General features: G+C 44.8%; 33 protein-coding genes. 11 read left to right on the forward strand and 22 right to left on the reverse strand.

The features are described 5' to 3' along the window. The first annotated feature begins 16 nt into the window (after positions 1–16). The 7 genes from msrB (at position 17) to FD977_RS05645 (ending at position 4,042) form a co-directional block, all read left to right on the forward strand. On the forward strand, positions 17–430 hold the full coding sequence (gene msrB, locus FD977_RS05615; protein ID WP_215304128.1) for a peptide-methionine (R)-S-oxide reductase MsrB: 414 nt from the start codon (positions 17–19) through the stop codon (positions 428–430). 27 nt (positions 431–457) lie between these two features. Then, positions 458–1,006: a septation protein A gene (locus FD977_RS05620; protein ID WP_215304129.1), complete on the forward strand. Its 549-nt coding sequence runs from the start codon at positions 458–460 to the stop codon at positions 1,004–1,006. After that, on the forward strand, positions 1,003–1,293 hold the full coding sequence (locus FD977_RS05625; protein WP_215304130.1) for a BolA family transcriptional regulator: 291 nt from the start codon (positions 1,003–1,005) through the stop codon (positions 1,291–1,293). Before FD977_RS05620 ends, FD977_RS05625 begins: the two co-directional genes overlap by 4 nt. 43 nt (positions 1,294–1,336) lie before the next feature. Continuing rightward, positions 1,337–2,131, forward strand: coding sequence for a peptidylprolyl isomerase (locus FD977_RS05630; RefSeq protein ID WP_215304131.1), 795 nt, complete (start codon positions 1,337–1,339; stop codon positions 2,129–2,131). Positions 2,132–2,222: 91 nt separating this feature from the next. Continuing rightward, positions 2,223–2,609, forward strand: a complete 387-nt coding sequence (gene gloA / locus FD977_RS05635) for a lactoylglutathione lyase (protein WP_215304132.1) — start codon at positions 2,223–2,225, stop codon at positions 2,607–2,609. A gap of 15 nt (positions 2,610–2,624) precedes the next feature. Next, positions 2,625–3,797 carry a GNAT family N-acetyltransferase gene (locus FD977_RS05640; protein WP_215304133.1) on the forward strand — a complete coding sequence of 391 codons (1,173 nt, stop codon included), beginning with the start codon at positions 2,625–2,627 and terminating at the stop codon, positions 3,795–3,797. Then, the gene (locus FD977_RS05645; protein WP_215304134.1) at positions 3,794–4,042 is read left to right on the forward strand and encodes a DUF1289 domain-containing protein; all 249 of its coding nucleotides are present in this window, start codon (positions 3,794–3,796) and stop codon (positions 4,040–4,042) included. Before FD977_RS05640 ends, FD977_RS05645 begins: the two co-directional genes overlap by 4 nt. A 5-nt stretch (positions 4,043–4,047) precedes the next feature. On the opposite strand, the gene FD977_RS05650 is transcribed toward FD977_RS05645, so the two are convergent. Both FD977_RS05650 and FD977_RS05655 read right to left on the reverse strand, forming a co-directional pair. After that, positions 4,048–5,655, reverse strand: coding sequence for an ABC-F family ATPase (locus FD977_RS05650; RefSeq protein ID WP_215304135.1), 1,608 nt, complete (start codon positions 5,653–5,655; stop codon positions 4,048–4,050). A 101-nt stretch (positions 5,656–5,756) separates the two neighbouring features. Then, complete coding sequence (locus FD977_RS05655) at positions 5,757–6,467, reverse strand: queuosine precursor transporter (RefSeq protein ID WP_215304136.1); 711 nt, start codon at positions 6,465–6,467, stop codon at positions 5,757–5,759. Positions 6,468–6,562: 95 nt separating this feature from the next. Between FD977_RS05655 and FD977_RS05660 the strand changes: the two genes are divergently transcribed. Beyond that, entirely contained in the window at positions 6,563–7,741 is a 1,179-nt protein-coding gene (locus tag FD977_RS05660) for an acyl-CoA dehydrogenase (protein WP_215304137.1), read from the forward strand. Here FD977_RS05660 and mnmH read toward each other — a convergent pair. The 17 genes from mnmH to FD977_RS05745 all read right to left on the reverse strand — a co-directional run bounded on the left by mnmH (position 7,738) and on the right by FD977_RS05745 (position 20,544). Next, entirely contained in the window at positions 7,738–8,811 is a 1,074-nt protein-coding gene (mnmH, locus tag FD977_RS05665) for a tRNA 2-selenouridine(34) synthase MnmH (RefSeq protein WP_215304138.1), read from the reverse strand. The two genes, FD977_RS05660 and mnmH, sit on opposite strands and share 4 nt — an antisense overlap. 8 nt (positions 8,812–8,819) lie before the next feature. After that, positions 8,820–9,239 carry a thioesterase family protein gene (locus FD977_RS05670; protein ID WP_215304139.1) on the reverse strand — a complete coding sequence of 140 codons (420 nt, stop codon included), beginning with the start codon at positions 9,237–9,239 and terminating at the stop codon, positions 8,820–8,822. 24 nt (positions 9,240–9,263) lie between these two features. After that, complete coding sequence (locus FD977_RS05675; protein WP_215304140.1) at positions 9,264–9,608, reverse strand: TIGR01244 family sulfur transferase; 345 nt, start codon at positions 9,606–9,608, stop codon at positions 9,264–9,266. A gap of 58 nt (positions 9,609–9,666) precedes the next feature. After that, entirely contained in the window at positions 9,667–10,098 is a 432-nt protein-coding gene (locus tag FD977_RS05680) for a DUF6691 family protein (protein WP_215304141.1), read from the reverse strand. 3 nt (positions 10,099–10,101) lie between these two features. Next, positions 10,102–10,539 (reverse strand): YeeE/YedE family protein, encoded by a 438-nt coding sequence (locus FD977_RS05685; protein WP_215304142.1) that lies wholly within the window; start codon positions 10,537–10,539, stop codon positions 10,102–10,104. 22 nt (positions 10,540–10,561) lie between these two features. Then, on the reverse strand, positions 10,562–11,683 hold the full coding sequence (locus FD977_RS05690; protein ID WP_215304143.1) for a YeeE/YedE family protein: 1,122 nt from the start codon (positions 11,681–11,683) through the stop codon (positions 10,562–10,564). Between the two features lie 20 nt (positions 11,684–11,703). After that, a complete protein-coding gene (locus FD977_RS05695) occupies positions 11,704–12,018 on the reverse strand; it encodes a hypothetical protein (RefSeq protein WP_251369435.1) in 315 nt (104 codons plus the stop codon). Between the two features lie 59 nt (positions 12,019–12,077). Then, positions 12,078–13,046 (reverse strand): MBL fold metallo-hydrolase, encoded by a 969-nt coding sequence (locus tag FD977_RS05700; RefSeq protein ID WP_215304144.1) that lies wholly within the window; start codon positions 13,044–13,046, stop codon positions 12,078–12,080. Positions 13,047–13,050: 4 nt separating this feature from the next. Next, entirely contained in the window at positions 13,051–13,476 is a 426-nt protein-coding gene (locus FD977_RS05705; protein ID WP_215304145.1) for a DsrE family protein, read from the reverse strand. A gap of 22 nt (positions 13,477–13,498) precedes the next feature. Continuing rightward, positions 13,499–15,229, reverse strand: a complete 1,731-nt coding sequence (gene soxB / locus FD977_RS05710; protein ID WP_215304146.1) for a thiosulfohydrolase SoxB — start codon at positions 15,227–15,229, stop codon at positions 13,499–13,501. Between the two features lie 44 nt (positions 15,230–15,273). Then, the gene (soxX, locus tag FD977_RS05715; protein WP_215304147.1) at positions 15,274–15,912 is read right to left on the reverse strand and encodes a sulfur oxidation c-type cytochrome SoxX; all 639 of its coding nucleotides are present in this window, start codon (positions 15,910–15,912) and stop codon (positions 15,274–15,276) included. A gap of 16 nt (positions 15,913–15,928) precedes the next feature. Beyond that, positions 15,929–16,744, reverse strand: coding sequence for a sulfur oxidation c-type cytochrome SoxA (gene soxA, locus FD977_RS05720; protein ID WP_215304148.1), 816 nt, complete (start codon positions 16,742–16,744; stop codon positions 15,929–15,931). Between the two features lie 56 nt (positions 16,745–16,800). Then, positions 16,801–17,109, reverse strand: a complete 309-nt coding sequence (gene soxZ, locus FD977_RS05725; RefSeq protein WP_215304149.1) for a thiosulfate oxidation carrier complex protein SoxZ — start codon at positions 17,107–17,109, stop codon at positions 16,801–16,803. Between the two features lie 57 nt (positions 17,110–17,166). Further along, positions 17,167–17,619, reverse strand: a complete 453-nt coding sequence (gene soxY, locus FD977_RS05730) for a thiosulfate oxidation carrier protein SoxY (protein ID WP_215304150.1) — start codon at positions 17,617–17,619, stop codon at positions 17,167–17,169. A gap of 85 nt (positions 17,620–17,704) precedes the next feature. Beyond that, positions 17,705–18,784, reverse strand: a complete 1,080-nt coding sequence (locus tag FD977_RS05735) for a c-type cytochrome (protein ID WP_215304151.1) — start codon at positions 18,782–18,784, stop codon at positions 17,705–17,707. Further along, positions 18,768–20,123, reverse strand: a complete 1,356-nt coding sequence (gene soxC, locus FD977_RS05740) for a sulfite dehydrogenase (protein ID WP_371743124.1) — start codon at positions 20,121–20,123, stop codon at positions 18,768–18,770. Before soxC ends, FD977_RS05735 begins: the two co-directional genes overlap by 17 nt. 79 nt (positions 20,124–20,202) lie before the next feature. Next, complete coding sequence (locus FD977_RS05745) at positions 20,203–20,544, reverse strand: metalloregulator ArsR/SmtB family transcription factor (protein ID WP_215304153.1); 342 nt, start codon at positions 20,542–20,544, stop codon at positions 20,203–20,205. 103 nt (positions 20,545–20,647) lie between these two features. Here FD977_RS05745 and modB point away from each other — a divergent pair, with 103 nt between their 5' ends. The 3 genes from modB (at position 20,648) to FD977_RS05760 (ending at position 22,891) form a co-directional block, all read left to right on the forward strand. Continuing rightward, positions 20,648–21,304: a molybdate ABC transporter permease subunit gene (gene modB / locus FD977_RS05750; protein WP_215304154.1), complete on the forward strand. Its 657-nt coding sequence runs from the start codon at positions 20,648–20,650 to the stop codon at positions 21,302–21,304. Next, positions 21,298–22,407 carry an ABC transporter ATP-binding protein gene (locus tag FD977_RS05755; protein WP_215304155.1) on the forward strand — a complete coding sequence of 370 codons (1,110 nt, stop codon included), beginning with the start codon at positions 21,298–21,300 and terminating at the stop codon, positions 22,405–22,407. Before modB ends, FD977_RS05755 begins: the two co-directional genes overlap by 7 nt. Positions 22,408–22,576: 169 nt before the next feature. After that, positions 22,577–22,891, forward strand: a complete 315-nt coding sequence (locus FD977_RS05760; RefSeq protein ID WP_215304156.1) for a high-potential iron-sulfur protein — start codon at positions 22,577–22,579, stop codon at positions 22,889–22,891. Positions 22,892–22,931: 40 nt separating this feature from the next. Here the strand turns inward: FD977_RS05760 and FD977_RS05765 are convergent, their stop codons facing one another. From FD977_RS05765 to purF, 3 genes are all read right to left on the reverse strand, one after another. Then, positions 22,932–23,555 (reverse strand): bifunctional 2-polyprenyl-6-hydroxyphenol methylase/3-demethylubiquinol 3-O-methyltransferase UbiG, encoded by a 624-nt coding sequence (locus FD977_RS05765; RefSeq protein ID WP_215304157.1) that lies wholly within the window; start codon positions 23,553–23,555, stop codon positions 22,932–22,934. A 3-nt stretch (positions 23,556–23,558) separates the two neighbouring features. Beyond that, the gene (locus tag FD977_RS05770) at positions 23,559–24,767 is read right to left on the reverse strand and encodes an O-succinylhomoserine sulfhydrylase (protein ID WP_215304158.1); all 1,209 of its coding nucleotides are present in this window, start codon (positions 24,765–24,767) and stop codon (positions 23,559–23,561) included. A 69-nt stretch (positions 24,768–24,836) separates the two neighbouring features. Next, positions 24,837–26,375 (reverse strand): amidophosphoribosyltransferase, encoded by a 1,539-nt coding sequence (gene purF, locus FD977_RS05775; RefSeq protein WP_215304159.1) that lies wholly within the window; start codon positions 26,373–26,375, stop codon positions 24,837–24,839. Between the last annotated feature and the right edge of the window lie 4 nt (positions 26,376–26,379).

A 26,379-nucleotide genomic window follows, 5' to 3' on the forward strand; every position in this document is an offset into this window, starting at 1 on the left:
CTACTACTTTATAGCCATGAACAAGAAAACAGATCAAGAATATAAAAAATCACTGAGTGATATTCAATATCGAGTGACCCGTGAGGCTGCTACAGAAAGACCGTTTTCTGGAGAATTCTGGGATCACTGGACTGCCGGTCAATACCGCTGCATTTGCTGCGACACCCCGCTATTTCAATCCGCAACTAAGTTTGATGCAGGTTGTGGCTGGCCCAGCTATAACGCACCGGAAAATAACGAGGTGATTACTGAAATTCGGGACGTAACTCATGGAATGATTCGCACTGAAGTGCGTTGTACGGCATGTGATGCGCATTTAGGCCACGTATTTGAAGATGGTCCACAACCCACTGGACTGCGCTATTGCATCAATTCAGCATCCTTAGCATTTGAACCCTCTGAGAATGCCGCCCCAAGTAAAGCGGAATAAATTACAAATAGCTGGATAATCAAGCCCATGAAATTTCTATTCGACTTATTCCCGATCATCCTCTTTTTTATCGCCTTTAAATTTGGTGACATCTACACCGCAACTATCGTCGCAATGGTCGCCACGATTGGCCAAATACTCTGGGTGTATTACCGACATCGTAAGATTGACGCCATGCAGTGGGTCAGCCTTGTCATGATTCTGGTATTTGGAAGCCTCACCATCTTCTTGCACGATAAGACTTTTATTCAACTAAAGCCAACTGCGCTTTACTGGCTATTTGCAGGCGCCCTATTTATTAGCGCTCAATTTTTTCAGAAAAATTGGATCCAAGTGTTGATGGCTAAACAAATTACTCTAAAAGAGCACAGCTCAAAATCAATTTGGCATCAAGTGAATATGGCCTGGGCATTATTTTTCTTTTTTATGGGTGCACTCAATCTCTATATCGCCTTTGAGTACTCTGAGGAAACTTGGGTCAACTTTAAGCTATTTGGCAGCACAGGATTGCTAGTAATATTTGTGATCCTTCAAGGTGTCTGGCTCACTCGCCATATGGAGCATCCTGCAGAATGAATATCAATCAAGAGCGAATTGTCCGATTTGAATCTGACCTCAGGTTAGCGTTTCAGGTAAGTCATTTACATATTGAGGATGAAAGCCATCTTCATGCAGGTCATGCGGGTGCCGCTTCTGGTGGGGGTCACTTTAAACTGACCATCGTAGCCCCAGAATTTGAGGGAATGACTAAGGTAGCCCGTCATAGAGCTATCTATGCTGCTTTAAATAGCCACTTTCCTGATGCAATCCATGCTCTGACCATCCTGGCATACACCGCTAGCGAAAGCACCCATTCAACCTAGATTGCTTTAAGATTCTCTTTTACCAATATTTAAATTCCTCTCCATGTTCAACACACGCCAATTTTTGACTATCAGCGCCTGCGCTGCTGCGCTTTTCTCAACAGCCGTTTATGCCCAAAACGCCGCCATTGTTAATGGCAAGGCAATTCCGAAGGCGCAACTAGACAAATTGGTTCAAAAATCCAATCAACCAGATAATCCGCAAGTACGAGATCAAGCAAGAGAAATGCTGGTTACTCGTGAACTCATTTTGCAAGAAGCTAACAATCGCGGTGTCATGCAAAAAGAATCAGTACGCGATCAACTCGAACAATCCAAGATGGGTGTTTTGATAGCAGCGGTTTTTGAAGACTACGTAGAGCGTGAAGGCGTTGCAGAGTCCGAGCTGAAAGCAGCATACGAGCAAGTGAAAGGCCAGTACACCGGTAAGGAGTATCACGTAGAGCATATTTTGGTAGAAAAAGAAGTGGATGCAAAATCCATTACCGCCCAAATCAAAGCCGGTGCTAACTTTGCACAAATTGCTAAGGAGAAGTCCAAGGATCCCGGCTCTGCACCAAATGGCGGAGATCTGGGCTGGGTAAGCGATAAAGCGCTTGTCCCGGAATTTTCCAAAGCGATGGTGCAGCTAAAAAAAGGGAAGATTACAGACAAACCCGTAAAGACCCAATATGGCTGGCACATCATCAGAATGGATGATGTTCGCGATGTCAAGGCGCCAAGCATGGAAGAAATCAAAGACCAGCTAAAGCAGATGATCACAGCAGATCAAAATTGGCAAAAAATGAAGTTCTCTGAGTTGATGCAAAAGCTCCGCGCTAAGGCCAAGATTCAATAAGAAGTTTGTACTTCAAGATTACAAACCCAGGCCAACTCCCTGGGTTTTTTCTTGAGCAACGGGAAACCAGATTTACCTTTATATTGGCAGAATGATGATTCTTCACACTATGCTCAGAGTTGGCAATATGACTCGTTCGATTGATTTCTATACCAAAGTTTTGGGAATGAACCTGCTTCGTAGCACTGAACGCCCAGAGCAAAAATATTCTCTTGCATTTGTAGGTTTCGGAAAAGGGAATGCAGACGGCCAGTCTGAGATTGAACTCACATACAACCATGGTGTAGAGAGCTATCAACTTGGTGACGCCTACGGACACATTGCTATTGGCGTTGATGACGCCTATGCCGCTTGTGAAAAAATCAAAGCCGCCGGCGGAAATGTTACGCGTGAGGCTGGCCCGGTCATGGGTGGTGATACCGTCATCGCTTTCGTCACCGACCCTGACGGCTATAAAATCGAATTAATTCAACGCTAGATATTTTTTATTTAGTTGAAGCAAGGCGCCATCCAACTTCGAGTTATTGATAGTCTTTCGCAGATTGCTGAAGATGATTGGAATGCCCTGCTATCGCCTGAAGCAGGCCCATTTCTAAAGCATGCATTTCTCAATGCATTAGAGCTTAGCGGATGTGTGGGCGGCAATACTGGCTGGCAAGCTACTCACTTACTCGTTGAGGATTCTGAATCAAGACTCCTCGGTGCCATGCCCCTCTATCTAAAGCGACACTCCTATGGAGAGTTTGTTTTCGACTGGGCATGGGCTCAGGCATACGAGCAGAACAATATGCCCTACTATCCCAAAGCGCTCTCCGCCATTCCCTTTACTCCCGTACGCGGACCCAGACTACTCGTAGCGCAAACAGCGGATAAGAATGCAGTACAAGAGATCTTAGTCTCTGGATTAAAGACACTAGTTGATCAAAACGCACTTTCGTCTGCCCACGTCCTCTTTCCCGAGAGCAGCGAACTATTGGAGCTGGAAAAACAAGGATTTATGTTGCGTAACTCAGTACAGTTTCACTGGCAAAACATCGGTTACCAAGACTTTGAGCAATTTCTTGCAGATCTCACCATGAAACGTCGCAAGAATATTCGGCGAGAGCGTGCATCTGTAGCCATGCACAAAATGAGCTATCAACATATTCCAGGAACGCAAGCAACGAAAGATGATTGGGCATTCTTTTATCGCTGCTATGAAAATACGTATATTGAGCATCGCTCTTCCCCTTACTTAACGGAAGAATCTATTCAAATGCTTGGAAAGGATTTACCTGAGAATTTTCACCTCATTATTGCCATCCAGGATGAAAGGCCAATTGCATCATCGTTGCTGGTAGTGGATCGCCCGAACTCAAAAGCATACGGGCGTTATTGGGGAGCAATCGAACATATCCCCTGTCTACATTTTGAATTAGCTTATTACCAGGCAATTGAGTATTGTATTAAGGAGGGCATTCAAGTATTTGAAGGTGGAGCCCAAGGCGAACACAAGATGGCTAGAGGCTTTTTACCAACCACTCTGCAATCAGCCCACTGGATAGCGGATGCTGGCTTTTCAAATGCAGTGAAGCGTTTTTTAGAGCGTGAACGTGCAGGTATGGCAGCTTATGTTGATGAGCTCGAGCAACATATTCCTTTGAAATCGTCTAAAGTACTGCTATGACCGAATCCATTAACAACTCACCAGAACAAGCTGGGGCAAATTCTTTAGCTGTTGGTGACGACAGCTCTGACTCCCCTTGCATTGGAGTCTGCACGACACTGTACGATGACGTCTGCCAAGGTTGTGGCCGCACTCTAGGTGAAGTCAGTAATTGGGTCTTTTTTAGCCAAGAAGAAAAAGATTCTGTCTGGAAACGCATCCGTGCAGAAGGCACTGCAATGCGATTCCAACGTCAAGCCAAGTAAGAAATTTAGCCAGCTAAAGCTTGACTACGTAGATATTCTTCGTAGGTTCCCGAGTAGTCGGCAATTGAACCATCCATCTTCACTTCGAGGATACGATTAGCCAGTGCTGAGACAAACTCACGATCATGGGATACAAAAATTAAAGTGCCTTCGTATTTCTCAAGCGCAATTTGCAAGCTCTCAATGGATTCCATATCCATGTGGTTCGTAGGCTCATCCATTGCAAGTACGTTATATTTTTGAAGCATCAATTTGCCCCAAATCATTCTGCCCTTCTCGCCACCAGATAGTACTTTGACGGACTTGCCAATATCATCGCCAGAGAATAGTAAGCGACCTAATGTGCCACGAATCGATTGATCATCGTCACCTGTATTACGCCAGCTATTCATCCAATCCATGAGCAATTCGTCTTTTGCGAACATCTCAGTATTGTCTTGTGGCATTACGCCCACGTAGGCGTTTTCTGCCCACTTCACATCACCGCTGTCGGCGGAAATTCCATCAAAGCGTTTACTCAAAATAGTTTTAAGCAGCGTTGTCTTACCTGCACCGTTTTGTCCAATGATGGCAATCTTTTCACCGGCACGCACAGCTAGCTTAAAATTTTTGAAGATGGTACGGTCATAGGCCTTAGTCAGCGCATTGCACTCAACAGCCATATTGTGTAACTTCTTCTCAGAATCAAAACGAATAAATGGGTTCTGACGTGAAGAGGGCTTCACTTCAACAATCTCAATTTTCTCTAATTGTTTTTGACGTGAGGTAGCCTGACGTGCCTTCGATGCATTTGCAGAGAATCGGGCCACGAAAGCCGCTAATTCAGCAATCTTTTCTTTGGCTTTAACGTTATTGCTAAGTTGCTGTGTTCTTGCCTGAACGGATGCCAGCATGTAGGAGTCGTAATTTCCCGGATACACCTTCAATGTTCCAAAGTCCATATCCGCCATATGCGTGCATACCTCATTGAGGAAGTGGCGATCATGGGAAATGATGACGATCGTGCTCTTAATTTGGTTCAGAATGTCTTCAAGCCAATGAATGGAGTGAATATCCAAGTTATTGGTTGGCTCATCCAGTAGCAATACATCTGGATCGGAGAACAAAGCTTGCGCCAACAATACGCGCAATTTCCAACCCGGGGCCACGGCACTCATTGGCCCATTATGTTGCTCGATTGGAATACCAATACCTAACAACAGCTCACCTGCTTTTGCCTCTGCGGTATAGCCACCGTACTCGGCATATTTACCTTCGAGCTCAGCAGCCTTCATGTAATCTTCATCAGTGGCATCTGCGTTGGCATAGATAGCATCGCGTTCAGCTGCAGCTTTCCACATCTCTTCGTGACCCATCATCACCACATCAAGTACGCGCTCATCTTCATACGCAAATTGGTCTTGGCGCAATTTACCCAAACGAATACCAGGATCGAGGCTCACGTTTCCGCTGGTTGGCTCTAGCTCTCCCCCCAAAATCTTCATGAAAGTGGATTTACCGCAACCGTTTGCGCCGATCAGGCCATAGCGATTACCGCCGCCAAACTTAACGGAAATGTTTTCGAACAGGGGTTTTGCCCCAAACTGCATAGTGATATTAGATGCGGACAGCACGGATGTATTCTTACTTTCTGATAGGTCAATTCAAGGATGCGGATGCAGGTTTTGCATCAAAGAGCATTATTTTAACGGCTTGCGGCTAAAAAAGCCGTAAATTAGACTTTCAGCTTAAATGGCGTGAAATCAGTATGAATATCGTAGTGGTCCTGATTTTCCTGACGCTTGAGAAAACCAATCACCCAATAGGTCAGAGGGGTTGCTAGAACCTCCCAGGCAGTCTTTAGGACATATTGAGACGCCGCGACAGCCAAGACCTCATTTATCGGCCATAGACCGTAAAAGGCCAGAATATAAAAGAGTGAGGAGTCGACCAATTCTCCGCAAGCGGTAGAACCAATGGTACGCATCCAGAGATGGCGCCCTTGGGTCAGGATCTTCATTTTCGCCAAGGTATAGCTATTTACGAAACTTCCGCAGCAAAAAGCAATCATTGAGGCAAGTGCTACTCGCCAAGAATTGCCAAATACCGTTTCCATACCCTGCTGGTAGTTGGCCATATAGGAGCCGGGTGCGACTGGCAAAGCAATCACCAATTGTGCCATGATCGCGGCAAAAGCGAGGGCTGCAAAACCCGCCCAAACTGCCCGGCGATCGTAAGCGTAGCCATAGACCTCAGTCAGGATATCGCCAAAAAAGTAAGCAATCGGAAAAAAGAGGATTCCAGCCCCAAAGGTGAGATTGCCAAAATAGGGCAAATCTAATGTGGCAGCCTTGCCAGCGCCTATAAAGTTGGAGCACAGCAGAACCACCACAAAGGCAGCCAATATCAGGTCGTAATAGCGATGATGACGTCTAGGTGCGTCCATAAGTCTAGAAAAATGGATAATAGATAAAAGAATATCCGCATTCTTGAAAATAAACAAAATGCTGATTAAAACCCCCTAAAGGATCATTAAGAACCATGAGCAAAGCTAGTTTTAATTGGGCCGACCCCCTACTCCTTGATACACAACTGACAGAAGACGAGCGCATGATTCGTGATGCGGCAGCCGAATATGCACAGGGTCGATTGATGCCACGTGTACATGATGCTTTTCGTAATGAGACTACTGACTCTGCAATCTTCCGTGAAATGGGCGAGCTGGGCCTTTTAGGAATCACTATTCCTGAGCAGTACGGTGGTGCAAATCTAAATTACGTTTCTTATGGACTGATCGCTCGCGAAATTGAGCGCGTTGATTCTGGTTACCGCTCCATGATGAGTGTGCAATCTTCTTTAGTGATGGTGCCCATTAATGAATTTGGTACTGAAGCACAAAAGCAAAAATACTTACCAAAATTAGCCACCGGCGAATGGATTGGTTGCTTTGGCTTAACTGAGCCCAACTATGGTTCTGATGCCGGTGGCATGATCACTAGAGCCAAAAAGGTTCCGGGCGGCTTTTCATTAACTGGATCCAAGATGTGGATCTCTAATTCTCCAATCGCAGATGTATTTGTTGTCTGGGCTAAAAATGATGAGGGCTTGATTAGAGGCTTCATTCTAGAAAAAGGTATGAAGGGCTTATCCGCACCCAAGATCAGTGGCAAAATGGGTCTACGCGCCTCCATCACCGGTGAAATCGTCATGGATGAAGTCTTCGTTCCAGCCGAAAATGAGTTCCCAGAAGTTACTGGTCTCAAGGGCCCATTTACTTGCTTAAACTCAGCACGCTATGGCATTGCCTGGGGTACGCTTGGGGCTGCTGAGTGGTGTTGGTATGCAGCGCGCCAATACACCATGGATCGCAAGCAATTTGATCGCCCTCTCGCAGCAAATCAGCTGGTACAAAAGAAACTTGCAGATATGCAAACTGAAATTACCTTAGCGCTACAAGGCTGCCTACGTTTAGGTCGTATGAAAGATGAAGGGATTGCAGCGCCAGAAATCACCTCCATCATGAAGCGCAACTCTTGTGGAAAATCATTGGATATTGCCCGCCTAGCGAGAGATATGCACGGCGGTAACGGCATCTCTGATGAGTATGGCGTCATTCGTCATATGCTCAATCTGGAAGTCGTCAATACTTATGAAGGTACACATGATATTCACGCCCTCATCTTGGGTCGTGCACAAACTGGAATTCAGGCTTTTAGTTAAAGTCCAAGCTTGGTGATCAGATCTTTTGCTGTTTTTGCAAATGCTTCATCACTGTCATTCTCAAGTTGTACAAAGTGATCTTCGCGATAGCTCGGAAAATTACGAATAATTGAGGATTGATAGGATGGGTCGTAATGCATCACCAATAACTCCTCGACCAAACTCTCAAAATCACCTACATCAATGGCCTCATGCCATTTATTGATTTGCTCCTTGCCATAACGTGATGTCAGCAAGCTTAGCTTTTCTTTAAAGTTGTCGGGATAAGATAAGAAATGCTGATACTCCCTTAGCAACCAGGATACTCGCGTATGGGTGTTAGAGCGAAGCTCTATGCATTGCCCCTCACGAATGCGCTCCATCAAGAGATCGGGAATGTGCAATCCGCCAACCTTTTTGCTTTCAGATTCGACAAACACTGTCTTGGACGGATCTAATGAATTCAATGCATTCCATAGATTCGTCTCAAAGCCTTTTTGTGAAGGCTGCTCTATATTGGGTTCGTTACCCAGTACCGATCCACGGTGAATAGCCAAGCCTTCTAGATCTAGTATCTGCTGATTAAGTAAACCAATTTCCTGAAGAATGCGTGTCTTACCACTTCCGGTCATGCCAGCAATCACCTGAAAAGAAAAATCTTTAGCAGCTTGGTCGAGATCATTAATCACGACACGCCGAAAGCCTTGGTAACCACTTTGCAATTGCAGGGCTTTCCAGCCAATGCGATTGAGGATATGAGTAAAGGCACCACTACGCTCACCACCACGCCAACAATAAATTAAGGGGCGCCACTCTCTCGGAAAATCAATCAGGGAGTTTTCTAAATGATCGGCAATATTACGCGAAACATAAGCAGCACCCAATTTCTTGGCAACAAATGGGGAGGCTTGCTTGTACAGAGTCCCAATCTCAATACGCTCATCATTACTTAGGACCGGAAGATTGATTGCACCGGGTATATGATCTAAAGCAAACTCCGCAGGTGTTCTCACATCAATAATGGCATCAAGTTCAGCTAAAGAGGATGCCAGCTTTTCAATGCTCAGAATATGCGGGTTAATGGGTTGCAAAAAATATCCTATTGCAGCTTAGAGATCACGTGATCAGGCCAAGGTGCCGATTTACCTGTCTTCATGTCCACCCACACCATAGTAGCGCCGCCGACCGCAGACATCGCATCTGGCTCAGTAGTTAGAGCCATCGTAGTGTAAACATCCACACTAGAGCGCCCAATATTACCAATATAGGTTTTTAGAATCAGTTCGCCTGGATAGGTAAGTTGTTGATAGAAATTACAAAAGCCATTGATCATCAACATAGACTCGTTACCAGGAGTAATGCTATATCCCATGGATGTAATCCACTCTACCCTAGCCTGCTCCATATACCGAAAGTACACCGTGTTATTAACATGTCCATATGCGTCCATATCACCCCAACGAATTGGCATACACATTTGGTGTACAAACTTTTTTTCTTCTGGGATTTCAATACGCATGAATATTTACTGAACGATCATTCATTAACGAACTTGTAAAGCCATGTGATACAAATTGGTAGAGCGAGCACCAGACCGACAAAAAGCCAAAATAGGGCTCGGCATAGTCTTCAGTAAGCGCGCCATCTCAAGCACTTGATCTGGCGTAAATGCACCAGGAATCACTGGTAAAAAAACGTAATTTAAACCTAAAGCTTCAGCTTGAGCCTGAATTTCTGCATTTGTAGGCTGATCAGGACCACCTTCAAAATCTGGGCGATTATTGATGACGCTTTTGTAACCTTGTTTAACAATCTCAGCTAAGTGGCTAGGGTCGATTTGACCCAATGTACCGAAGTGATCGGTATGGCAGGCAATAGGAAGACTCATCTAAACCTCAAAAAATAATAAGAATTTAAAAACCAATAACTTAGATTCTAAATCAGACTTACTTTTTGTGGCCTGTAAAGAAGCGGTTGCAGATAGCCATACCAGCAAGCATTGCCAATATAAAGACGAGAGCCTTAAGGTGACCTGCCCCGAGAGCAACAATTGCAGGGCCTGGACAGAAACCAGCAATACCCCACCCCGCTCCAAAAATGAGGCTACCTATGATAAGGGGCTTCGAAATATCTCTCCGAGTGGGAATATGTAACGCACCACCAAAAAAAGCTTCCGAACGCTTGGAGACCAGATAGAAACCGGCAAGGCCAACCAGAATTGCACCACCCATCACAAAGATTAAGGATGGGTCCCAGTTTCCAGCAAGATCAAGAAAATTCAGAATCTTCTGCGGGTTACTCATGCCGGAAATGATCAGACCAGTTCCGAATAAAACACCAATAAAATACTGACTAAAAAAATTGAAATGTCTTCTCATGATTTATAGGCCCAGCACATGACGAATGACAAACACTATAAAAAATCCAGCACCCATGAAAGACACTGTAGCAACTAAAGATCTTGGCGAAAGACGGGACAGGCCGCAAACACCATGACCGCTAGTGCAACCCGAGCCATAGTTTGCGCCAAAACCTACTAGAAGACCAGCAATGATGATGGTGATCCAATCGGCATCAATCACAGTTATTGTGTGAAGCCCAAAAAAGAGGCCCGCTAAGATTGGGGCACTCAACAATCCCAAAACAAGACTTAAGCGCCAATTAGTATCGCCCTCTTTGGGGGGCAGTAATCCAGAAACAATTCCACTGATACCTAAGATTCGGCCATGGAGGATGACATACAAGGCAGCTGCAAGGCCCAACAAAATTCCACCTAGAAATGCGGGGCCAGGAGTAAAAGTAAGCCAATCTATCTGCATATAATTCAGCCTAGTTTATGAGTTAACTACAGGGATTAGGCGCATTACGCGTTTCTAAATAACGAAGTGCTAGGTAGGCGCCGAAGATAAATCCTGGCAAGGCAAGTAGCGATCCAACTGCCAAAGTGGAAATGCCGCTTAAGCCTTGTCCAACAGTACAACCAAGTGCAGTAACACCGCCAAATCCCATCAAAGATGCGCCAATTAAATGGTTGGCTGTATCTTCCGTATCGCGAAAGCTCTCCCAACGGAATGACTTAGTCAGAATAGAAACGCAGAAAGATCCAGAAATCATTCCAATGACAGCAGCGATGCCGACTGTGATTACCTTTGAAGTATCGCTATACATCATTAACCAATCCAGAGAAAAGGCATAAGGCGCAACAAACGAGAGGCTCTCCATACGACCAGAATTGGTTACTAAGAAAACCTCTTCTAAGGTGTTGGGATCCTCGGCAACAAAGCCCAAGTTACCTGATATCCACCATACAGCGCAAATAGCCAGACCAACAAAAGTTCCAGCAAATAGGTTTTCAGCAGTCCAAAAAGCTTTGCTTGTAAGTGCGTAAGCAATAAAGGCAGACCCCACTACTAAACCTAGAGCTAGGTGTAAGTTGTTGCGAGCAATACCTGTGACTGAACTTAAGATGCTTGGAAGATCTTGAGGCGTATTCAGTGCTATGAAGACAGAGTCAAAGGTGTTGATGCGTATAACACCGAGAAAGCCCTTCATAGTCATATAAGCGGTGAGCCCAAGAACGAGGAAAACAATAACGGATTTGAGATTACCGCCGCCAATGCGGACAAGAGTCTTGCTACCGCAACCAGAAGAAAGCACCATACCAAAACCAAATAAGGTGCTACCTACAATGGAAGATAGCCATAAAAGCTTATTACCGGTGTAGAAACTTTTAAGTGGATCAATCAGGCCCAAGTAAGACATCAAAGCAAACCCAATGATCGCAACACCGATGGCCAGAAACCACTGCTTTAAACGACCCCAGCTTGACATGATAAAAATATCTGAGACTGCACCCATGCTACAAAAACCGGTTTTTTGCATCACTGCGCCAAGCAAGAAAGTCACTGCAAAAGTAGCAAGTAAAACTGATTTGCTGAGAGAAGAAGTATCTACCGCATCCATAATAAAAATCTTTACTGAAATTATTTAAATTTATAAAACTGTTTATTGAGAAAGGCTGTTACGTCAACCTCATCCTCAGGAAAAAGATCAAGACGTAATTCTGTATTGCATAAAGCGACCATCGTCTTTAAGTTCTGAAGGTTTTTAACCTTGCTATCGCTACGGGTGTAGATCATGTCTCCATTGCCAAACCCGGATTTTTTGGCGTGGCAAGCATAGCATTTTTGCTGATCAATTTTTTTGCCATTTGCAAGATCCGGCGTGGCATGGGCGGATAAATGCAGACCGAACATGGCAACAAAGGTAAATACAAGCTTAATCAGTGGCAATTTCATTTGAAATCAGTCATTTAGCGAAGTAAACCGCTATTTTAAAGCCAGATGACAAATATGCCTTATTCCGCCTGAATTGAGAGGTAAACGTTATAGGCATTCATGCGGTTTGCCGCCCTAAACAAGGGCATTCCTTCGTATTCTGACCAATCAGCCCGTTGATAGGCCTCCTCAAAAGGATCCATATCGATAGCTGACTTTGCCATCGATTGACGTAAATACTGCAAATATTCTCTGGTGAAGCCAATATCTTGAATTGGATTAATGGAAGGAGCTCCATGGCCAGGAATCACAATACTGGGGTTTAGTGATTCAATTTCATTCAAAGCTTGCAACCAGCCCTTGCTATCAGCATTGCCAACAAAGGGAATCCGACCCCGAAAGACCAAGTCTCCTGCAAAAAGGACTTTTTCAGATGGTACATAAATAATTAAGTCCTCGGGCGCATGAGCGGGCCCCACTCTACTAATCTTAAATTCGATGCCGCCGACAGTGAGCGTGAAACTCTGATCTATCCAGACGTCTGCTGATATTAAATGAGTGGATGCGTTTACCCAAGGGGCAAAATCAGTGCGTGATGCGATCAGACGCTGTTTAGCAGTTTCGGAGGAGATGTAGTTTCTACCCTCACCTTGTGCATAAATCTTCGCCCCAACCTGCTTAAACTCTTGGAGTCCGTAGACGTGGTCCGCATGGTAGTGCGTGACGATGACGGCAACTATTTTTTTGGATGTGAGCTTTTTAATTTCCACAATGAGTTTCTTAGCAAGTGCTGGTGAACCCAGGGCATCAACGACAACAACACCCTTTGGCGTAACCACAAACCCCGCATTTGAAATAAAGTTTTGATTTTTACTGCTACCCATCTCCGCCAAACCTTTTACGAAATAGGTATGTGGCGCAACCTGAATGGGCTTTAAGATTAAGTCATCAGAAGCATAAACGGTGGATATAGATATCAGCAGCCAGAGTACACCAAAGGCAAGTGCACGCAGTTCACGTTCGCGCAACTCAAGATACAACAGTTGCATAAGCTTAAGGCTTGATATAAGCGAAATGATTTTGAAACTGAAGATCGGCAACTCGAACTACTCCTGATGGGGTGAAGTCCGTATCTAGAGTAAATTGATCTTTCTTCAGATTGCGATTCGTTAAGGTAATCTCGCAGACTTCAAAACGAACACCACGTGACTTCAATGCACCTACTAGGGGTGCATATTCAATACCATTCCTCTTATCTTTTGCACCTTCCATCATGATATCGACACCATTGGCATGAGTAACAACAATGATCTTGGTCTTTGGGGATACATCCAAATGATTCCGTATATTACGCAGCCCTTTAATGCCCTGAGATTCGGCATCATCAATGTGATAAACCACTTCTGTGGGTCCCGCTGCATAGGCTCCGCTGGCAAACAGGGTAGAAGTAACAGCCAGGCATTGAAGTAATTTTTTCATTATCGATCTCAGATAAAAAGTATTAGAGTGAAATCATTCCAGGATTATTTTTTACACCCTTAATGATCGGCTCATTGAGCTTCACAGCTTTAACCACCTTCACATCACGCAAATGGCGCTCCATCACATCCCAAATCGGCTCGCCACCAATATTCTTAGCATCTTCGCTAACCGGTGCCCAACCAGCAACCTTATATGTCTTGCTGGGATCAATGTCCTTGCCATTTAAACGCATATCACTAATCCGCTTACCGGCAGATGCTGCTGGATCAATGGTGTATTGCATTCCACCCACACGAACCATGTCACCACCCTGCTGGTAATACGGATCGGGGTTAAACAAGTTGTCCGCAACATCTTCCAAAATAGTCTTGATTGTTTCACCAGTCATATTGGTAACTGTGGTGTATGGATAGGTGATGGCGGTTTGGTCTAGCAGGTTCTCACGGGTAATGGCTTGCCCTGGTAATAAGCTGGTGCCCCAACGAAAGCCCGGAGAGAAAGCAATCTCTGCATTCTTCTGAGCCATCAATCCATCTAAAATTAACTGATCGAAACTACCATTGAAGTTACCTCGACGATACAAAAGACCATCAGTAGTGGCTAATTTCTCATTCAACTTAGTTTCATATGGCGCCCGTATCTTAGCGATCAGCTTATTCATCGCAGGATCGGCCGGAATCATATTCGAGAAGATTGGGAAAAGCTTGTAGCGGAAATCTACTGGCTTACCACCCCTCACATCAAAATCAAGCACTCCCAAGAATTTACTATTTGAACCTGCATTGGTAACTAAAGTTACTCCACCTGAATTCTTCACCTTGACTGGAGTCGGAACACCATCATGCGTATGGCCTCCCATAATCGCATCTAAGCCACTGATACGTGATGCCATCTTTAAATCAACATCCATGCCGTTATGTGACAGCAACACAACTACTTTTGCGCCTTTGGCCTTTACTTCATTAATGGTCTTCTGAAGATTTTCTTCCTGAATACCAAATGTCCAGTCTGGCGTGAAATAACGCGGGTTAGCAATCGGCGTATATGGGAAGGCCTGACCAATAATGGCTACTTGAATACCGTTTTGTACCTTCATTAAATACGGATTGAAGACTGAGTCACCAAAGTCTGCAGTCTTAATATTTTGAGCTAGAAAAGAAACCTTGCCCTTGAAGTCCCCGTTCACGATTTCCATGACGCGCTTCTCACCTAGGGTCATTTCCCAGTGCGCAGTCATCACATCGACTCCCAAGAGCAAAGCTGCGTCAACCATATCCTGACCGTTAGTCCAAAGTGCTGTAGCAGATCCCTGCCAGGTATCACCACCATCCAATAACATCGCACCCGGACGACTAGCTTTAATTTGTTTAATCAAAGTTGCCATATGAGCGAAACCACCCATCTTGCCGTAGTTTTGCGCAGCTGCGACGTAATCCAGATAGGTAAAGGCATGCGCATCACGCGTCCCCGGCTGAATACCGTTAGTCTTTAGAAAATACTCTCCAACTAGGTGCGGCGTTTTACCTTCTTGCGCGCCGATACCAAGATTGACATTAGGCTCACGGAAATAAATTGGTAGTAGTTGCGCATGGCAGTCCGTGAAGTGGAGAAAATGTACGTTACCAAACTTTGGTAAATCATAGAATTTTTTAGCAGTTGACTGCGCACTAGCGAAATTAGATTGCAAACTCATACCACCAGCAGAGGCGATAGCCAACGCTTGCAAAAATTCGCGTCGATTTAATGACATAGTGATTCCTTAAAAAAACAGGCCTCACGGCCCGTTTAAATGTGCTATTTGTTCACAGGTGATTCTGGATCCAGCAGCAAAGCCATGACATCTTGCATTTGCTGCTCATTCAATAATTTGAAGTGGGCAAAGCGCGGCATATTACTACATGCGTTATAGGCCTTTGAGTTATTAATACGATTCCAGGTATAGGTGACAACCTCTTTGGAATAGCCACGAATTTTTCCATAACCAGTTAGCGATGGGCCAATATTCCCATAAGAGATTTCTTTGGCATCAATTTGATGACAGTTGTAACAACCGCCACCAATCGGAGTTTCAGCAGTATCGCTCCAGGTTGCCCCACGACCACTTTGTGCGATCCGCTCACCATTCTTCCAATCACCAATATACTTACCATCAGACGGTTGTTTAATCGAATCCATATTCATCTTCTGAATTTTTTCGCGCGTAGCTTGACCTTGCTTGCTATTGGCAAACTGAGGATCTGAGCAGAACTTCTGAGTAGCATCTTGATCAATCCGATTTAATCCAGCGATACCGTCAGCGCGGAAGCTTTCTTGAATCATCTTAATAAATTTTGGATCATTTTTCTGCTGAGCAAGAGCAGGCGTTTGCGCTAAACCAGCGACAAAAATAAATCCTGAAGCAGCTAAGAGTTGTTTTAAGTGTGTCATTTTCATATTCATCTCTTATCCATTAACGCTTTAAGCCAGGTGTTTCAACAATTCCACCATTCGCATTTTTAGCCATATACATGGACAAGGCTAAGGTGACATCTGAGCCATAAATTGGAAAAGGAAAGCGTTGCTGACGGAAACAATCATTTAAACGTTGTTGCATCGTCCAAAATTGACCACTCGATACTCGATAGGCGGGCCAATAACCCCAACCCAAAGCAGCACCCTTTTGCTCTGTAATATTCGGTAAATCTTGCAAACGAATACGCTTATCGTTTTCAGCATGGCAAGAAGCGCAGGAGAAGTCCATCGGACCACCCTGGAAGAAGAAAGCGCGCTTACCAAGGTCATACATCTCTCTCTCTTTAGGATGCGCTGTACTTACCTTTATCTTGTCACCCTTAGATAAAGTAACAACATAGGCAACAATAGCTTCCATATCCTTTTTAGGACCCTTTTGGAATGGAGCATCAATCATTTCCTGTGGATCTCGGCCCTGCAGCACTTGCATACACGTCATCAAGCGTGACTCTAAATCTTGAACCTTATTTGTGTCTTTGAAGTAGCGTGGCAGTTGTGCAGCTGCACCCTTCACTACCCCAGGCCCTAAACCTAGATTACATTTCTCAAGAGTTACATTCTTTGGACCGGCCGGTTTTTTCCACAGCTCTTCACCTGCCGCCTCGTAGAGCTCTGAAGGATTTCCGTCAGCAATCATCTCGCGATATTTAGCAATATCGTCTGTAGCACTCTTTTGTGCTGACACTGAAGATGTCATTGTTAATAAAGCTGCCACTAAACCAGTAGCTAGCCCTAAGGTCAATTTACGCTGCATTTCCTACCCTTTCAAAACCACGGAGGCGGTAAAGATTTATTAAAGCAAAAAAATAATTAAGAAGCAGTTGCTTCGTCAGTGCGTTTGTCGCCCTTATTATCATTCCAGGTCACAACAATTTTGTCGCCCTTAGCGCCCTTGTACTTAAAGTTCAAAAATGGATCCTTAGAAACCGCTGGACCAAATTGGCCATTAAATACATCCTTGCCATTTGCTTTTACATTAATTGTGCTGATAAACCATGCTGGAATAGTTTTACCGGCAGCGTCTTTACGCTGACCAGATTCCATATCGTGTTTCATCAAAATTTTTACGTCTACAGTGCCACCATTTTCAGCAGCTCTTACGCGCATTGGATCAGCCATTTTGGTTCCTTTTTTACTCTTTATATAAATGAATTGTTCTATTGGATTGCCGTGGAATTAACCGCCGCAACCACCAAGCGTTACTTTGACCTCTTTAACAGTCATTAGCCACTTACCATCAGCCTTGACTAAGCCATATACATTAGATGTTTGACCCATCTTGATACGGGTAGTGACAAAAGCGTCTGTACCAGCCGGGATGAAGAATTGAGCTGCAAGTGCACTTGGATTCTTTTCAACTAAGATTGCCATTTGATCTGCTTTGAGCGAAGTGATAATTCCGACAGGAACGACTGCACCGTTTTCAGCAATATCAGGGGCATTTAAAGTCACTGCGGATGATTTTTCTGGGCTACTAGCACCCATGATCTTAAATACATCATCGATACCCTTGCCTTCAAAAGCGGCTTTATTCCACTCTTGTGCCTGAGCAGTACTAATAAGGCCTGCAGAAGCCATCAAGCCAAATACTGCTGAGTACTTCAATACACTGCGACGCTGCTGATTCATAAAAACTCCTTTATTAATCTTTACTTCTCTCAATTTATTGCTTATTTTGCATTAAAACACTCTGCCAACTACCAAAAATAGCTTTTTATTTACCGCCGGTAAGCATCCAGACCACTAAAGCTTTGCGATCTTCGTCAGAAAGCTGAGCTTGAGCCGGCATCGGGATAGAGCCCCATACTCCTGCTCCCCCAACTTTTACCTTGGTCATTAACTTATCCACTGCACCACTCTGACCCTCATATTTTTTAGCAATATCTACTATTGAAGGCCCCACTAACTTTGCATTAGGCGCATGGCAAGCGGAGCAGTTCTCATTTTTGAAGAGGGCTGAGGGACCTTTTGCTGCAGAAGAATGGGTATCCGCTGCGTGCGCTAAACCAAGACCTGAAGCTCCAGGTAATTGCTTAATCGGTGGCTTTGTAGTGTCTGCACCGCGATATGGGCCATACATACGATTTTGCTCTGCAATATTTTCATGCGCATTACGAGCAAAATCCGGCAAGGTTGACCCAATTTGTACAAATGGCACGCAGTTATGCATGCATGCACTACCGTTGACGTCAGGCTTATCTTTGACATTCCAGAAGCCGTGTTTAGTCGTCATGCCATTACGATTTGGCATTTTAATTTCAGCGATATTCTTATCGCTGAGAACAAAATCATCTGGAACGATTTCACCGAGACTCAAAATAAATGCAACTAATGCATAAGTGTCATCCGGGGTCAGTGATCTAGGAGCATTCCATGGCATAGCGCGATAAATGTAATCCCATAATGTAGATACTGTAGGTACTTTCATTAAGGTTGTTCTTTGTGGCTGCTTCATATCTTTTAATGAGGCAACTCGACCTGTCTTCAGATCTTCCTTGGAGGTACCACCAGCGATAGGCGTAAAGATTTCGTTAGACTCACCAAAGGTACCGTGACAACTGGCGCATTGAGCTTCCCAAATAATCTGGCCTTTTTCAACAGAACCAGATCCTTTTGGCAAGCCCTTAAAGTCTGGGCGCACATCGATATCCCAAGCTGTAACTTCAGCAGGAGTAGCTACCCTGCCAATACCAGGAAACTTAGCTGAACCTGATTGGGCAAATGTGAATTGCGCAGTTACTGTGATGAGTGCCGCAACACCTAGGCGGATCTTCAATTTATCCAACTTGAACATTGCTCACCTCGCCGTTTGAATCCAATTTCCATGATTGGATTGCATTGTTGTGATAGATAGAGCGTGTACCGCGTACATTACGTAACGTTTTAATCGACGGTTGAATATAGCCAGTGTCATCCACGGCTCTTGATTGCATGATTGCTGGGGAGCCATCCCATACCCAATCGATATTGAAACGCGTAATAGATTTAGTGAGTACAGGCGTTTCAAGGCGGGCTGTTCGCCAATTATTACCACCATCAAAAGAAACATCCACTCGAGTAATTTTTCCGCGACCAGACCAAGCCATACCACTCACGTTATAAAAACCCTTATCCAATAGCTGTTGGCCACCCGATGGCGTGGTGATAACAGATTTGCATTCCTGAATTGAGGCATATTGACGGTGATCACCACTCGGCATTAACTCAATATAGTGAACCGCTTCGTCTTTGGTATTCCAAGGCATATCCCCAACTTCTAAACGACGTAACCACTTCACCCAGCTAACACCTTGTACCCCAGGAACTACCAAGCGCAAGGGGAAGCCATTTTCTGGGCGCAACATCTCACCGTTCATAGCCCAAGCAACTATGGTGTCGTTAAGGCAGCTCTCTAGATTGATGGTACGCGTCATTCCTGAGCCATCACCACCCTCGGCCAGCATGAACTTGCCATTTTTGAAGTCAGCGCCACACTCTTCTAATAATACTTTTAAAGGAACTCCTGTGAATTCACAGCAAGAGAGCATACCGTGCGTGTATTGGACGGTTGGAACAGCTACATTACCCCATTCCAATCCAGTATTTGCACCGCATTCAATGAAGTGAGTACGTGAAACTGATGGCAAGCGCATTAAGTCGTTCATCGTGAAAACGCGTGGGTTTTTCACTATGCCATTCACCATCAAACGATGTTTATCTGGATCGACGTTGTACCAGCCTTGGTGGTGTCGTTCAAAATGTAAACCGTTTGGAGTGATAGTTCCAAATAGACCTTGAAGAGGTGTAAAGGCTACAGATGCAGCAGAGACACGGGTAAGCCCAGGCGACTCACGGCGAATTAAATTGGATTCATAAATAGATGGCACACCATATGGCATGGTTGCCACATTCTTGCCAAGTGTTGTTTGCCATTCTTGTTTTTCCAGAATAGCTGGATCACCCTCACCTGCTGCCATCGCTATTGGGGATACTAGTCCAGCGCTTACGCCACCCAGAGCAGACATAAAACCTTTTTGCAAGAAGTTGCGACGCTTTTCATCTAAACCATTTGTATTGATATCGGCGATCAGCTCCTGAGAAATGAAATGTTCAGGTGCCTTTACAAGACGAGCCTGATTGGCTGGCTTTTCGATTGCGCTGATGTCCTTAGCACTGATCTCAATTTGTTTTTTGGTCATTTGATATTTGCTTTGGTCAATAGATTCTTCAAAATTAATGCAAACTCTCAGCAATTTTTGCGCACACGGTTTGGCACATTTCTACCGTTGCGTTATCAGCAATTGAGTAAAAGACAGTGATGCCTTCTTTGCGTCTAAGCAAAATTCCTGCTTTATGGAGAGCAGAAAGGTGTCGTGAAACATTGGCCTGGCTCGAGCCACATAACTCAACAACCTCGGATACAGACTTTTCACCGCTACACACTGCGTACATGATGCGTAGGCGTGACGGCTCCGAAAGAACATTGAAGTATTCCGCAACACGAGAAAAAACTTCTTCCATCGCTTGTGGTGAGAGATCTTTGGTGGCTTTTTTTGCTTTAGCTTTTATATTCATTATTAATAATCATATATGCGTATATATGTATTTATTAAATACCTAAGAGTCATGTATTCATATAGAGAAATACCCTAGCCTGTGAAGGCAATACAATGCGAGTATGGATATTGACGCAATTCTGCTGTCCTTAAAGCTTGCTTTTTGGACCACGGCTCTGATGTTGCCATTTGGGATATGGGCTGCCCATAAGCTAATGAATCTCAATCAAAGCCGGCCATGGGTTGAGGCTGCCCTGGCACTTCCCTTGGTTCTACCGCCCACAGTTTTGGGCTACTATTTTCTTGTTTCATTTGCTAACACCAGTATTTTTGGTGCTCCCCTCGTATTTTCATTTACAGGGATCCTCCTCGCATCTCTAATTGCCAATATCCCATTTGCCATTCAACCTATACAGCGCGCCTTTGAGGCCATTAATCCTGAAATCCGAGAGGCTGCCCAAGTCAGCGGTCTCAGTAATTGGCAAATCTTTCGTTTAATTGAACTGCCACTTTCTTGGCGCGGCATTACTGGCGCTGCTGCCCTCACCTTCGCCCATACCCTTGGGGAATTCGGCGTCGTTCTGATGGTTGGTGGCGCAATACCAGGCGAGACAAAAACAGCCTCTATTGCAATTTATGACAAAGTGCAGAGCTTTGACACTACTGGTGCTGGAGCCATCGCTCTTGTGCTCTTGGGTATATCTCTCATATGCATTGCTCTCTCCTATGGATTGTTAGGGCGTAAGCCAAATCTGCGCAAAGGTTTCAACCAATGCTAAAGGTCAAGATTGCGCAGATCATCCCAAGTCCATTGCAAATCAGCTTGGAATGCGAACTAGGTGAGCTGCATGCATTAGTTGGACCTTCTGGTAGCGGCAAAACTACTGCGCTCAGAACCATTGCAGGCCTGAATAAACCAGCCAGTGGAAAAATTGAGTGCAATGATGAGGTCTGGTTTGAATCTGATGGTCTGGGCAGTAAAGTCCAACAACTCTCACCCGCAGAACGGTCTTGCGGTTTCTTATTTCAGCAATATGCCCTTTTTCCTCATCTTAGCGCCTTAGGTAATGTAACAATTCCATTGCAAAACTCTGAACTCAGCACCTTTGAGCGCAAGGCGATTAGCCTAGATCTACTGGACCGCATGGGGATTGCTAATCTCGCAGAGCGCATGCCAAATCAATTATCTGGGGGACAACAGCAACGCGTTGCTCTCGCAAGAGCTCTAGCTAGACAGCCTAAAGTTCTGCTGCTGGATGAACCATTTTCGGCGATCGATACACCAACACGCCAAGGTCTTTATAAAACATTGGCAGACTTACGTACAGATTTACATATCCCCATCTTATTAGTCACACATGATCTACGAGAGGCTGATTTATTGGCTGATCGAATTACTGTTATTGACCAAGGCATCAGCCTGCAAACTGCAGCGCCGCAGGTACTGTTTGAGAAACCTCGAAATTCAAGGGTTGCAGAATTAGTTGGTATTAGCAATATGTTTAATGGCGTATTCGATACCGGCAGCTTGAGTTGGGATGGCTGCACAAAGGTCTTTACAGTCGCCGACAAAGGAAAGATTCCACCGAAAGCACGGGTTGCCTGGGTTATTCCCCAAAGTGGCTTAAGCGTTCATAACAAAGCAACGCAAACCAGCATACCCGCCTTAGTTGAAAAGATGAGCAGTCTTGGCCAAATAGCCGTTATTCAATTGCGAATTCAGAATAGTCAAAATACGATTGAATGGGAAGCCTCCTCTGCTGAAGTAAAGAGGCTGGAGATGGAAGTTGGTAAGCAAATGCATATCGAGCTCGATGGCAATCAAATTCACATCATGCCCTTACGCCTCATTAATGATCCTAGGCGCTTTATAGGGCATTAAAAAGGGGGTTTGATCTGAGATATTAGTCAGCTCTCGAGCTGGCACTGTTCATTAATGTCCCACTAAAACGCTAATGTTTATTACCCTATGCATAGAAGTGGTATTTTGATTATTATGTTAGCTTGAAGTTGATAACTTTAATAACCCCTTTGGAAATATGGAGCTTTAAATGCAAAATAGTCGTCGCCAATTTATGATTTTGTCTGCCGCTGGTGCTTGCACCTTGGCTTTGAATGGTAAAGCTCAAGCTCAAGCCATGGTTGCTGAAACCGATCCGCAGGCTACTGCTTTAGGTTACAAAGCAAACGCTACTACTGTTGATAAGGCAAAGTACCCTAAATATGCTGCTGGTCAGGCATGCACTAATTGTGCTTTGTTCCAAGGTAAAGCTGATGCAGCTGCTGGTGGTTGCGCATTATTTGCTGGCAAGCAAGTTGCTGGTAAAGGCTGGTGCTCTGCTTATGCTAAGAAGGCTGGCGCTTAAGCTACAACGCCTAATAAAAAAGCTGCTTCGGCAGCTTTTTTTATGCCTTCTTTTTAGCTACCATTCCCAGTAATGCCGACATACCAGCATGCCTTGCACCCTCTGATAATTCTTTTTCGTAACATTGCAGATCGAGTATTTCAAAATCTTTGCTTAGTTCACGAATCATTTCTTCTGTATAGAGATGCTCTATCAGTGATGGGCCACCTGTTTTGTACTCCAACTGCTTTGGGGTATATCCCTGCAGAATAAATAGGCCACCTTGTTTCAGAGTCTGATGTGCTTGTTTGAAAATTCTGGTGCGCATTTCGGGGTCGGCAAACTGGATGAAGATCCCCATTACCGCATCATAAGAATTAGCCTGCCAGTCGAAACCATCGGTGTCACAGAGACTGTACTGAATGTTGACTTGGTTTTCTTTTGCGAACTGATTGGCTTTAGCTAGTGCGATATCAGAAACATCAAAGCCCGTAACGCGCATTCCTTGCTTGGCGAGCCAAACGCCATTGCGCCCTTCTCCATCAGCAATGCAGAGGACAGAGAAATTAGGCTTTAGATAACGTAAGGCTTGCTCAACCAGATATTCATTCGGCTCTTTACCAAAGATGAACTCTTTTTTATCAAAGCGTTCATTCCAGAACTGGGTAGCGTCGGCAAAGCCCATGAATTACTTCTTCAAACCACCAATGAGATCACTCTTTAAATCTACTACGCTCTCAAGTCCAACCGCGATACGGACCAAGCCATCAGTAATACCTGCAGCTTTACGAGCCTCTGGGCTTACTCGGCAGTGTGTCGTTGTAGCAGGATGCGTAATCGTGGTGCGGGTATCGCCAAGGTTTGCTGTAATGGAGCAAAGCTTGGTTTGATTTATCAAATTGAAGGCCGCTTTTTTTCCACCCTTAAGCGTGAAAGACAAAATAGCGCCACCTGTTTTTTGCTGGCGCTTAGCCAAGGCATGTTGGGGATGAGATTTCAGGCCAGGATGATAAACGCGCTCTACTCCCGGCTGCTTCTCAAGCCATTGAGCAATCTCTAGCGCATTTTGACTCTGCTGCTTCATACGCAACTCTAGAGTCTCTAAGCCTTTTAAGAACACCCAGGCGTTGAATGCTGAAAGTGTTGGGCCGGCAGTTCGTACATAGGGAAATACTTTGCCCATGATGAAATCCTTGCTACCCACAATCGCGCCACCCACTACGCGACCCTGGCCATCCAAGTATTTGGTTGCCGAATGAATCACTATGTCAGCACCTAATGCAAGTGGCTTTTGTAACGCTGGTGTACAAAAGCAGTTATCAACAGCAAATAGCACCTTGGCTTTCTTTGCTATCTTGGAGATAGCTTTGATATCAGCAATCTCAGTTAAGGGATTGGACGGCGTTTCCAAGTAAAACATTTTGGTGTTTGCTTGGACAGCACTCTGCCAAGCCTTGGTATCCGACAAATCTACATAGGTCGTTGTAATACCAAAGCGCCCCAGAATATTACTAAATAATTGGATGGTGGCACCAAATACTGAGCGAGAACAAACAACGTGATCTCCCGTCTTGAGATGTGACATTGCCATTGTCAAAATAGCAGCCATACCAGAAGAAGTTGCAATGCAAGCTTCGCCACCCTCTAGCGCAGCCAATCGATCTTGGAACATGCTAACAGTGGGATTAGTAAAGCGAGAATAAATAAAGCCTTGATCTGCATGTGCAAAGCCATCAGCTGCAAGTTCAGCACTATCAAAGCAAAAGCTAGAAGTGAGGAACATAGCCTCGGAGTGCTCTTGATATTCAGCGGTACGGCGTGTACCTGCACGAACCGCTAAGGTTTCAAGCGCAAGCTTGGAGAAATCAGGTTTTTTACGGATAGTTTTACTCTTCATACCGCTATTTTGACACCGAATTACAGAATTGCCTCAGACACGCATGCCTGAGGAACTCGATCGTTGTTTTTAGTCTTCTGTAGCTAAGTGCAAATGCAGCTGCGAACGGGCAAAGTCACTAGAATCCCGTTGGCGGTCAGCTTTGGCCTCAGAAGTATTACGAGCGGCCTCTAGAGCATCTAAATACGATTCATTGATATCGCCGGTAACATAATGGCCATCAAAACAAGATGCCTCAAAGTTCTGGATATCAGGGTTGATATCTTTCACGGCCTGCTTCATATCTTCGACGCTTTGGTAAATTAATTGGTCTGCACCAATCATCTTATTGATCTCTTCATCGGTGCGGCCGTAAGCAACCAACTCACTACGCGTTGGCATATCGATGCCATATACATTAGGGAAGCGCACGGGTGGTGCCGCAGAAGCAAAAATCACTTTCTTGGCGCCGGACTCTCGTGCCATCTGCACAATCTCAAATGAGGTAGTACCGCGAACAATAGAGTCGTCGACAATTAAGACGGTCTTGTCTTTGAACTCAATGCGCATGGCATTGAGTTTTTGACGAACTGATTTTTTACGAACAGCCTGACCTGGCATGATGAAGGTTCTACCGATATAGCGATTCTTAAAGAATCCTTCACGGTAATCTACACCTAGACGTTTAGCAACCTGCATTGCTGCTGGGCGACTAGAGTCAGGGATCGGCATGACAACATCAATCTCACCCGGAATGGTTTCTTTTCGGATCTTTTCGGCAAGATAGTCACCCATACGCATCCGAACGTTATAAACAGTCACACCATCAATCGTAGAGTCTGGACGAGCCATATAAACGTATTCAAAAATGCAAGGCGTCAGGACCGCATCTGCAACGCACTGACGTGAAGTGAAATTACCATCTAAATCAATATAAATTGCTTCGCCAGGATTGACATCACGTACAAAGGTAAAGCCAAGACCATCAAGCGCAACAGACTCAGAAGCAATCATCCACTCTGGACCCTTCGGTGTATCCATGCGCCCAATACAGAGGGGACGAATTCCAAACGGATCGCGAAATGCTAGCAAGCCATAACCGGCAATTAAAGAAACAACCGCATAAGAACCCTTAACGCGCTTAGTTACTTGTGTAACGGCGTTAAACATAGCGTCCTCATCTAATGCTGCGCTATTGGTTTCTTTTTGAAGTTCATCGGCCAATACGTTCAATAACACTTCTGTATCTGAGCTGGTATTGATATGGCGACGATCACGATACGCCATCTCTACACGCAGGCTAGCTGCATTAGTGAGATTGCCATTGTGGGCCAAAATAATACCGTAAGGAGCGCTCACGTAAAACGGCTGAGCCTCTTCCTCACTACTTGCAGAGCCAGCAGTTGGATAGCGGACCTGACCAATGCCGGCGCTACCTACCAGACTTCGCATATTGCGCGTTCTAAATACATCTCGCACAAGTCCATTGGCTTTATGCATCGTGAATGAATTACCATTCATCGTCGCCATACCGGCAGCATCTTGACCGCGATGTTGGAGTAACAACAGCGCATCATAAATGAGTTGATTCACTGGGGAGTGGGAAACTGTTCCGACAACGCCGCACATAAGC

Origin of the sequence: Polynucleobacter sp. AP-Elch-400A-B2 (genome assembly GCF_018688355.1) — a bacterium.
In the GTDB taxonomy this organism is placed as follows: domain Bacteria; phylum Pseudomonadota; class Gammaproteobacteria; order Burkholderiales; family Burkholderiaceae; genus Polynucleobacter.

Bases quoted from the DNA above. Each gene is read 5' to 3' on its own strand.
- msrB (WP_215304128.1), top strand. From the start codon at position 17: ATGAACAAGAAAACAGATCAAGAATATAAAAAATCACTGAGTGATATT.
- FD977_RS05620 (WP_215304129.1), top strand. From the start codon at position 458: ATGAAATTTCTATTCGACTTATTCCCGATCATCCTCTTTTTTATCGCC.
- FD977_RS05625 (WP_215304130.1), top strand. From the start codon at position 1,003: ATGAATATCAATCAAGAGCGAATTGTCCGATTTGAATCTGACCTCAGG.
- FD977_RS05630 (WP_215304131.1), top strand. From the start codon at position 1,337: ATGTTCAACACACGCCAATTTTTGACTATCAGCGCCTGCGCTGCTGCG.
- gloA (WP_215304132.1), top strand. From the start codon at position 2,223: ATGATGATTCTTCACACTATGCTCAGAGTTGGCAATATGACTCGTTCG.
- FD977_RS05645 (WP_215304134.1), top strand. From the start codon at position 3,794: ATGACCGAATCCATTAACAACTCACCAGAACAAGCTGGGGCAAATTCT.
- FD977_RS05655 (WP_215304136.1), bottom strand. From the start codon at position 6,467: ATGGACGCACCTAGACGTCATCATCGCTATTACGACCTGATATTGGCT.
- FD977_RS05660 (WP_215304137.1), top strand. From the start codon at position 6,563: ATGAGCAAAGCTAGTTTTAATTGGGCCGACCCCCTACTCCTTGATACA.
- FD977_RS05670 (WP_215304139.1), bottom strand. From the start codon at position 9,239: ATGCGTATTGAAATCCCAGAAGAAAAAAAGTTTGTACACCAAATGTGT.
- FD977_RS05675 (WP_215304140.1), bottom strand. From the start codon at position 9,608: ATGAGTCTTCCTATTGCCTGCCATACCGATCACTTCGGTACATTGGGT.
- FD977_RS05680 (WP_215304141.1), bottom strand. From the start codon at position 10,098: ATGAGAAGACATTTCAATTTTTTTAGTCAGTATTTTATTGGTGTTTTA.
- FD977_RS05685 (WP_215304142.1), bottom strand. From the start codon at position 10,539: ATGCAGATAGATTGGCTTACTTTTACTCCTGGCCCCGCATTTCTAGGT.
- FD977_RS05690 (WP_215304143.1), bottom strand. From the start codon at position 11,683: ATGGATGCGGTAGATACTTCTTCTCTCAGCAAATCAGTTTTACTTGCT.
- FD977_RS05695 (WP_251369435.1), bottom strand. From the start codon at position 12,018: ATGAAATTGCCACTGATTAAGCTTGTATTTACCTTTGTTGCCATGTTC.
- FD977_RS05700 (WP_215304144.1), bottom strand. From the start codon at position 13,046: ATGCAACTGTTGTATCTTGAGTTGCGCGAACGTGAACTGCGTGCACTT.
- FD977_RS05705 (WP_215304145.1), bottom strand. From the start codon at position 13,476: ATGAAAAAATTACTTCAATGCCTGGCTGTTACTTCTACCCTGTTTGCC.
- soxB (WP_215304146.1), bottom strand. From the start codon at position 15,229: ATGTCATTAAATCGACGCGAATTTTTGCAAGCGTTGGCTATCGCCTCT.
- soxX (WP_215304147.1), bottom strand. From the start codon at position 15,912: ATGAAAATGACACACTTAAAACAACTCTTAGCTGCTTCAGGATTTATT.
- soxA (WP_215304148.1), bottom strand. From the start codon at position 16,744: ATGCAGCGTAAATTGACCTTAGGGCTAGCTACTGGTTTAGTGGCAGCT.
- soxZ (WP_215304149.1), bottom strand. From the start codon at position 17,109: ATGGCTGATCCAATGCGCGTAAGAGCTGCTGAAAATGGTGGCACTGTA.
- soxY (WP_215304150.1), bottom strand. From the start codon at position 17,619: ATGAATCAGCAGCGTCGCAGTGTATTGAAGTACTCAGCAGTATTTGGC.
- FD977_RS05735 (WP_215304151.1), bottom strand. From the start codon at position 18,784: ATGTTCAAGTTGGATAAATTGAAGATCCGCCTAGGTGTTGCGGCACTC.
- FD977_RS05745 (WP_215304153.1), bottom strand. From the start codon at position 20,544: ATGAATATAAAAGCTAAAGCAAAAAAAGCCACCAAAGATCTCTCACCA.
- modB (WP_215304154.1), top strand. From the start codon at position 20,648: ATGGATATTGACGCAATTCTGCTGTCCTTAAAGCTTGCTTTTTGGACC.
- FD977_RS05755 (WP_215304155.1), top strand. From the start codon at position 21,298: ATGCTAAAGGTCAAGATTGCGCAGATCATCCCAAGTCCATTGCAAATC.
- FD977_RS05760 (WP_215304156.1), top strand. From the start codon at position 22,577: ATGCAAAATAGTCGTCGCCAATTTATGATTTTGTCTGCCGCTGGTGCT.
- FD977_RS05765 (WP_215304157.1), bottom strand. From the start codon at position 23,555: ATGGGCTTTGCCGACGCTACCCAGTTCTGGAATGAACGCTTTGATAAA.
- FD977_RS05770 (WP_215304158.1), bottom strand. From the start codon at position 24,767: ATGAAGAGTAAAACTATCCGTAAAAAACCTGATTTCTCCAAGCTTGCG.
- purF (WP_215304159.1), bottom strand. From the start codon at position 26,375: ATGTGCGGCGTTGTCGGAACAGTTTCCCACTCCCCAGTGAATCAACTC.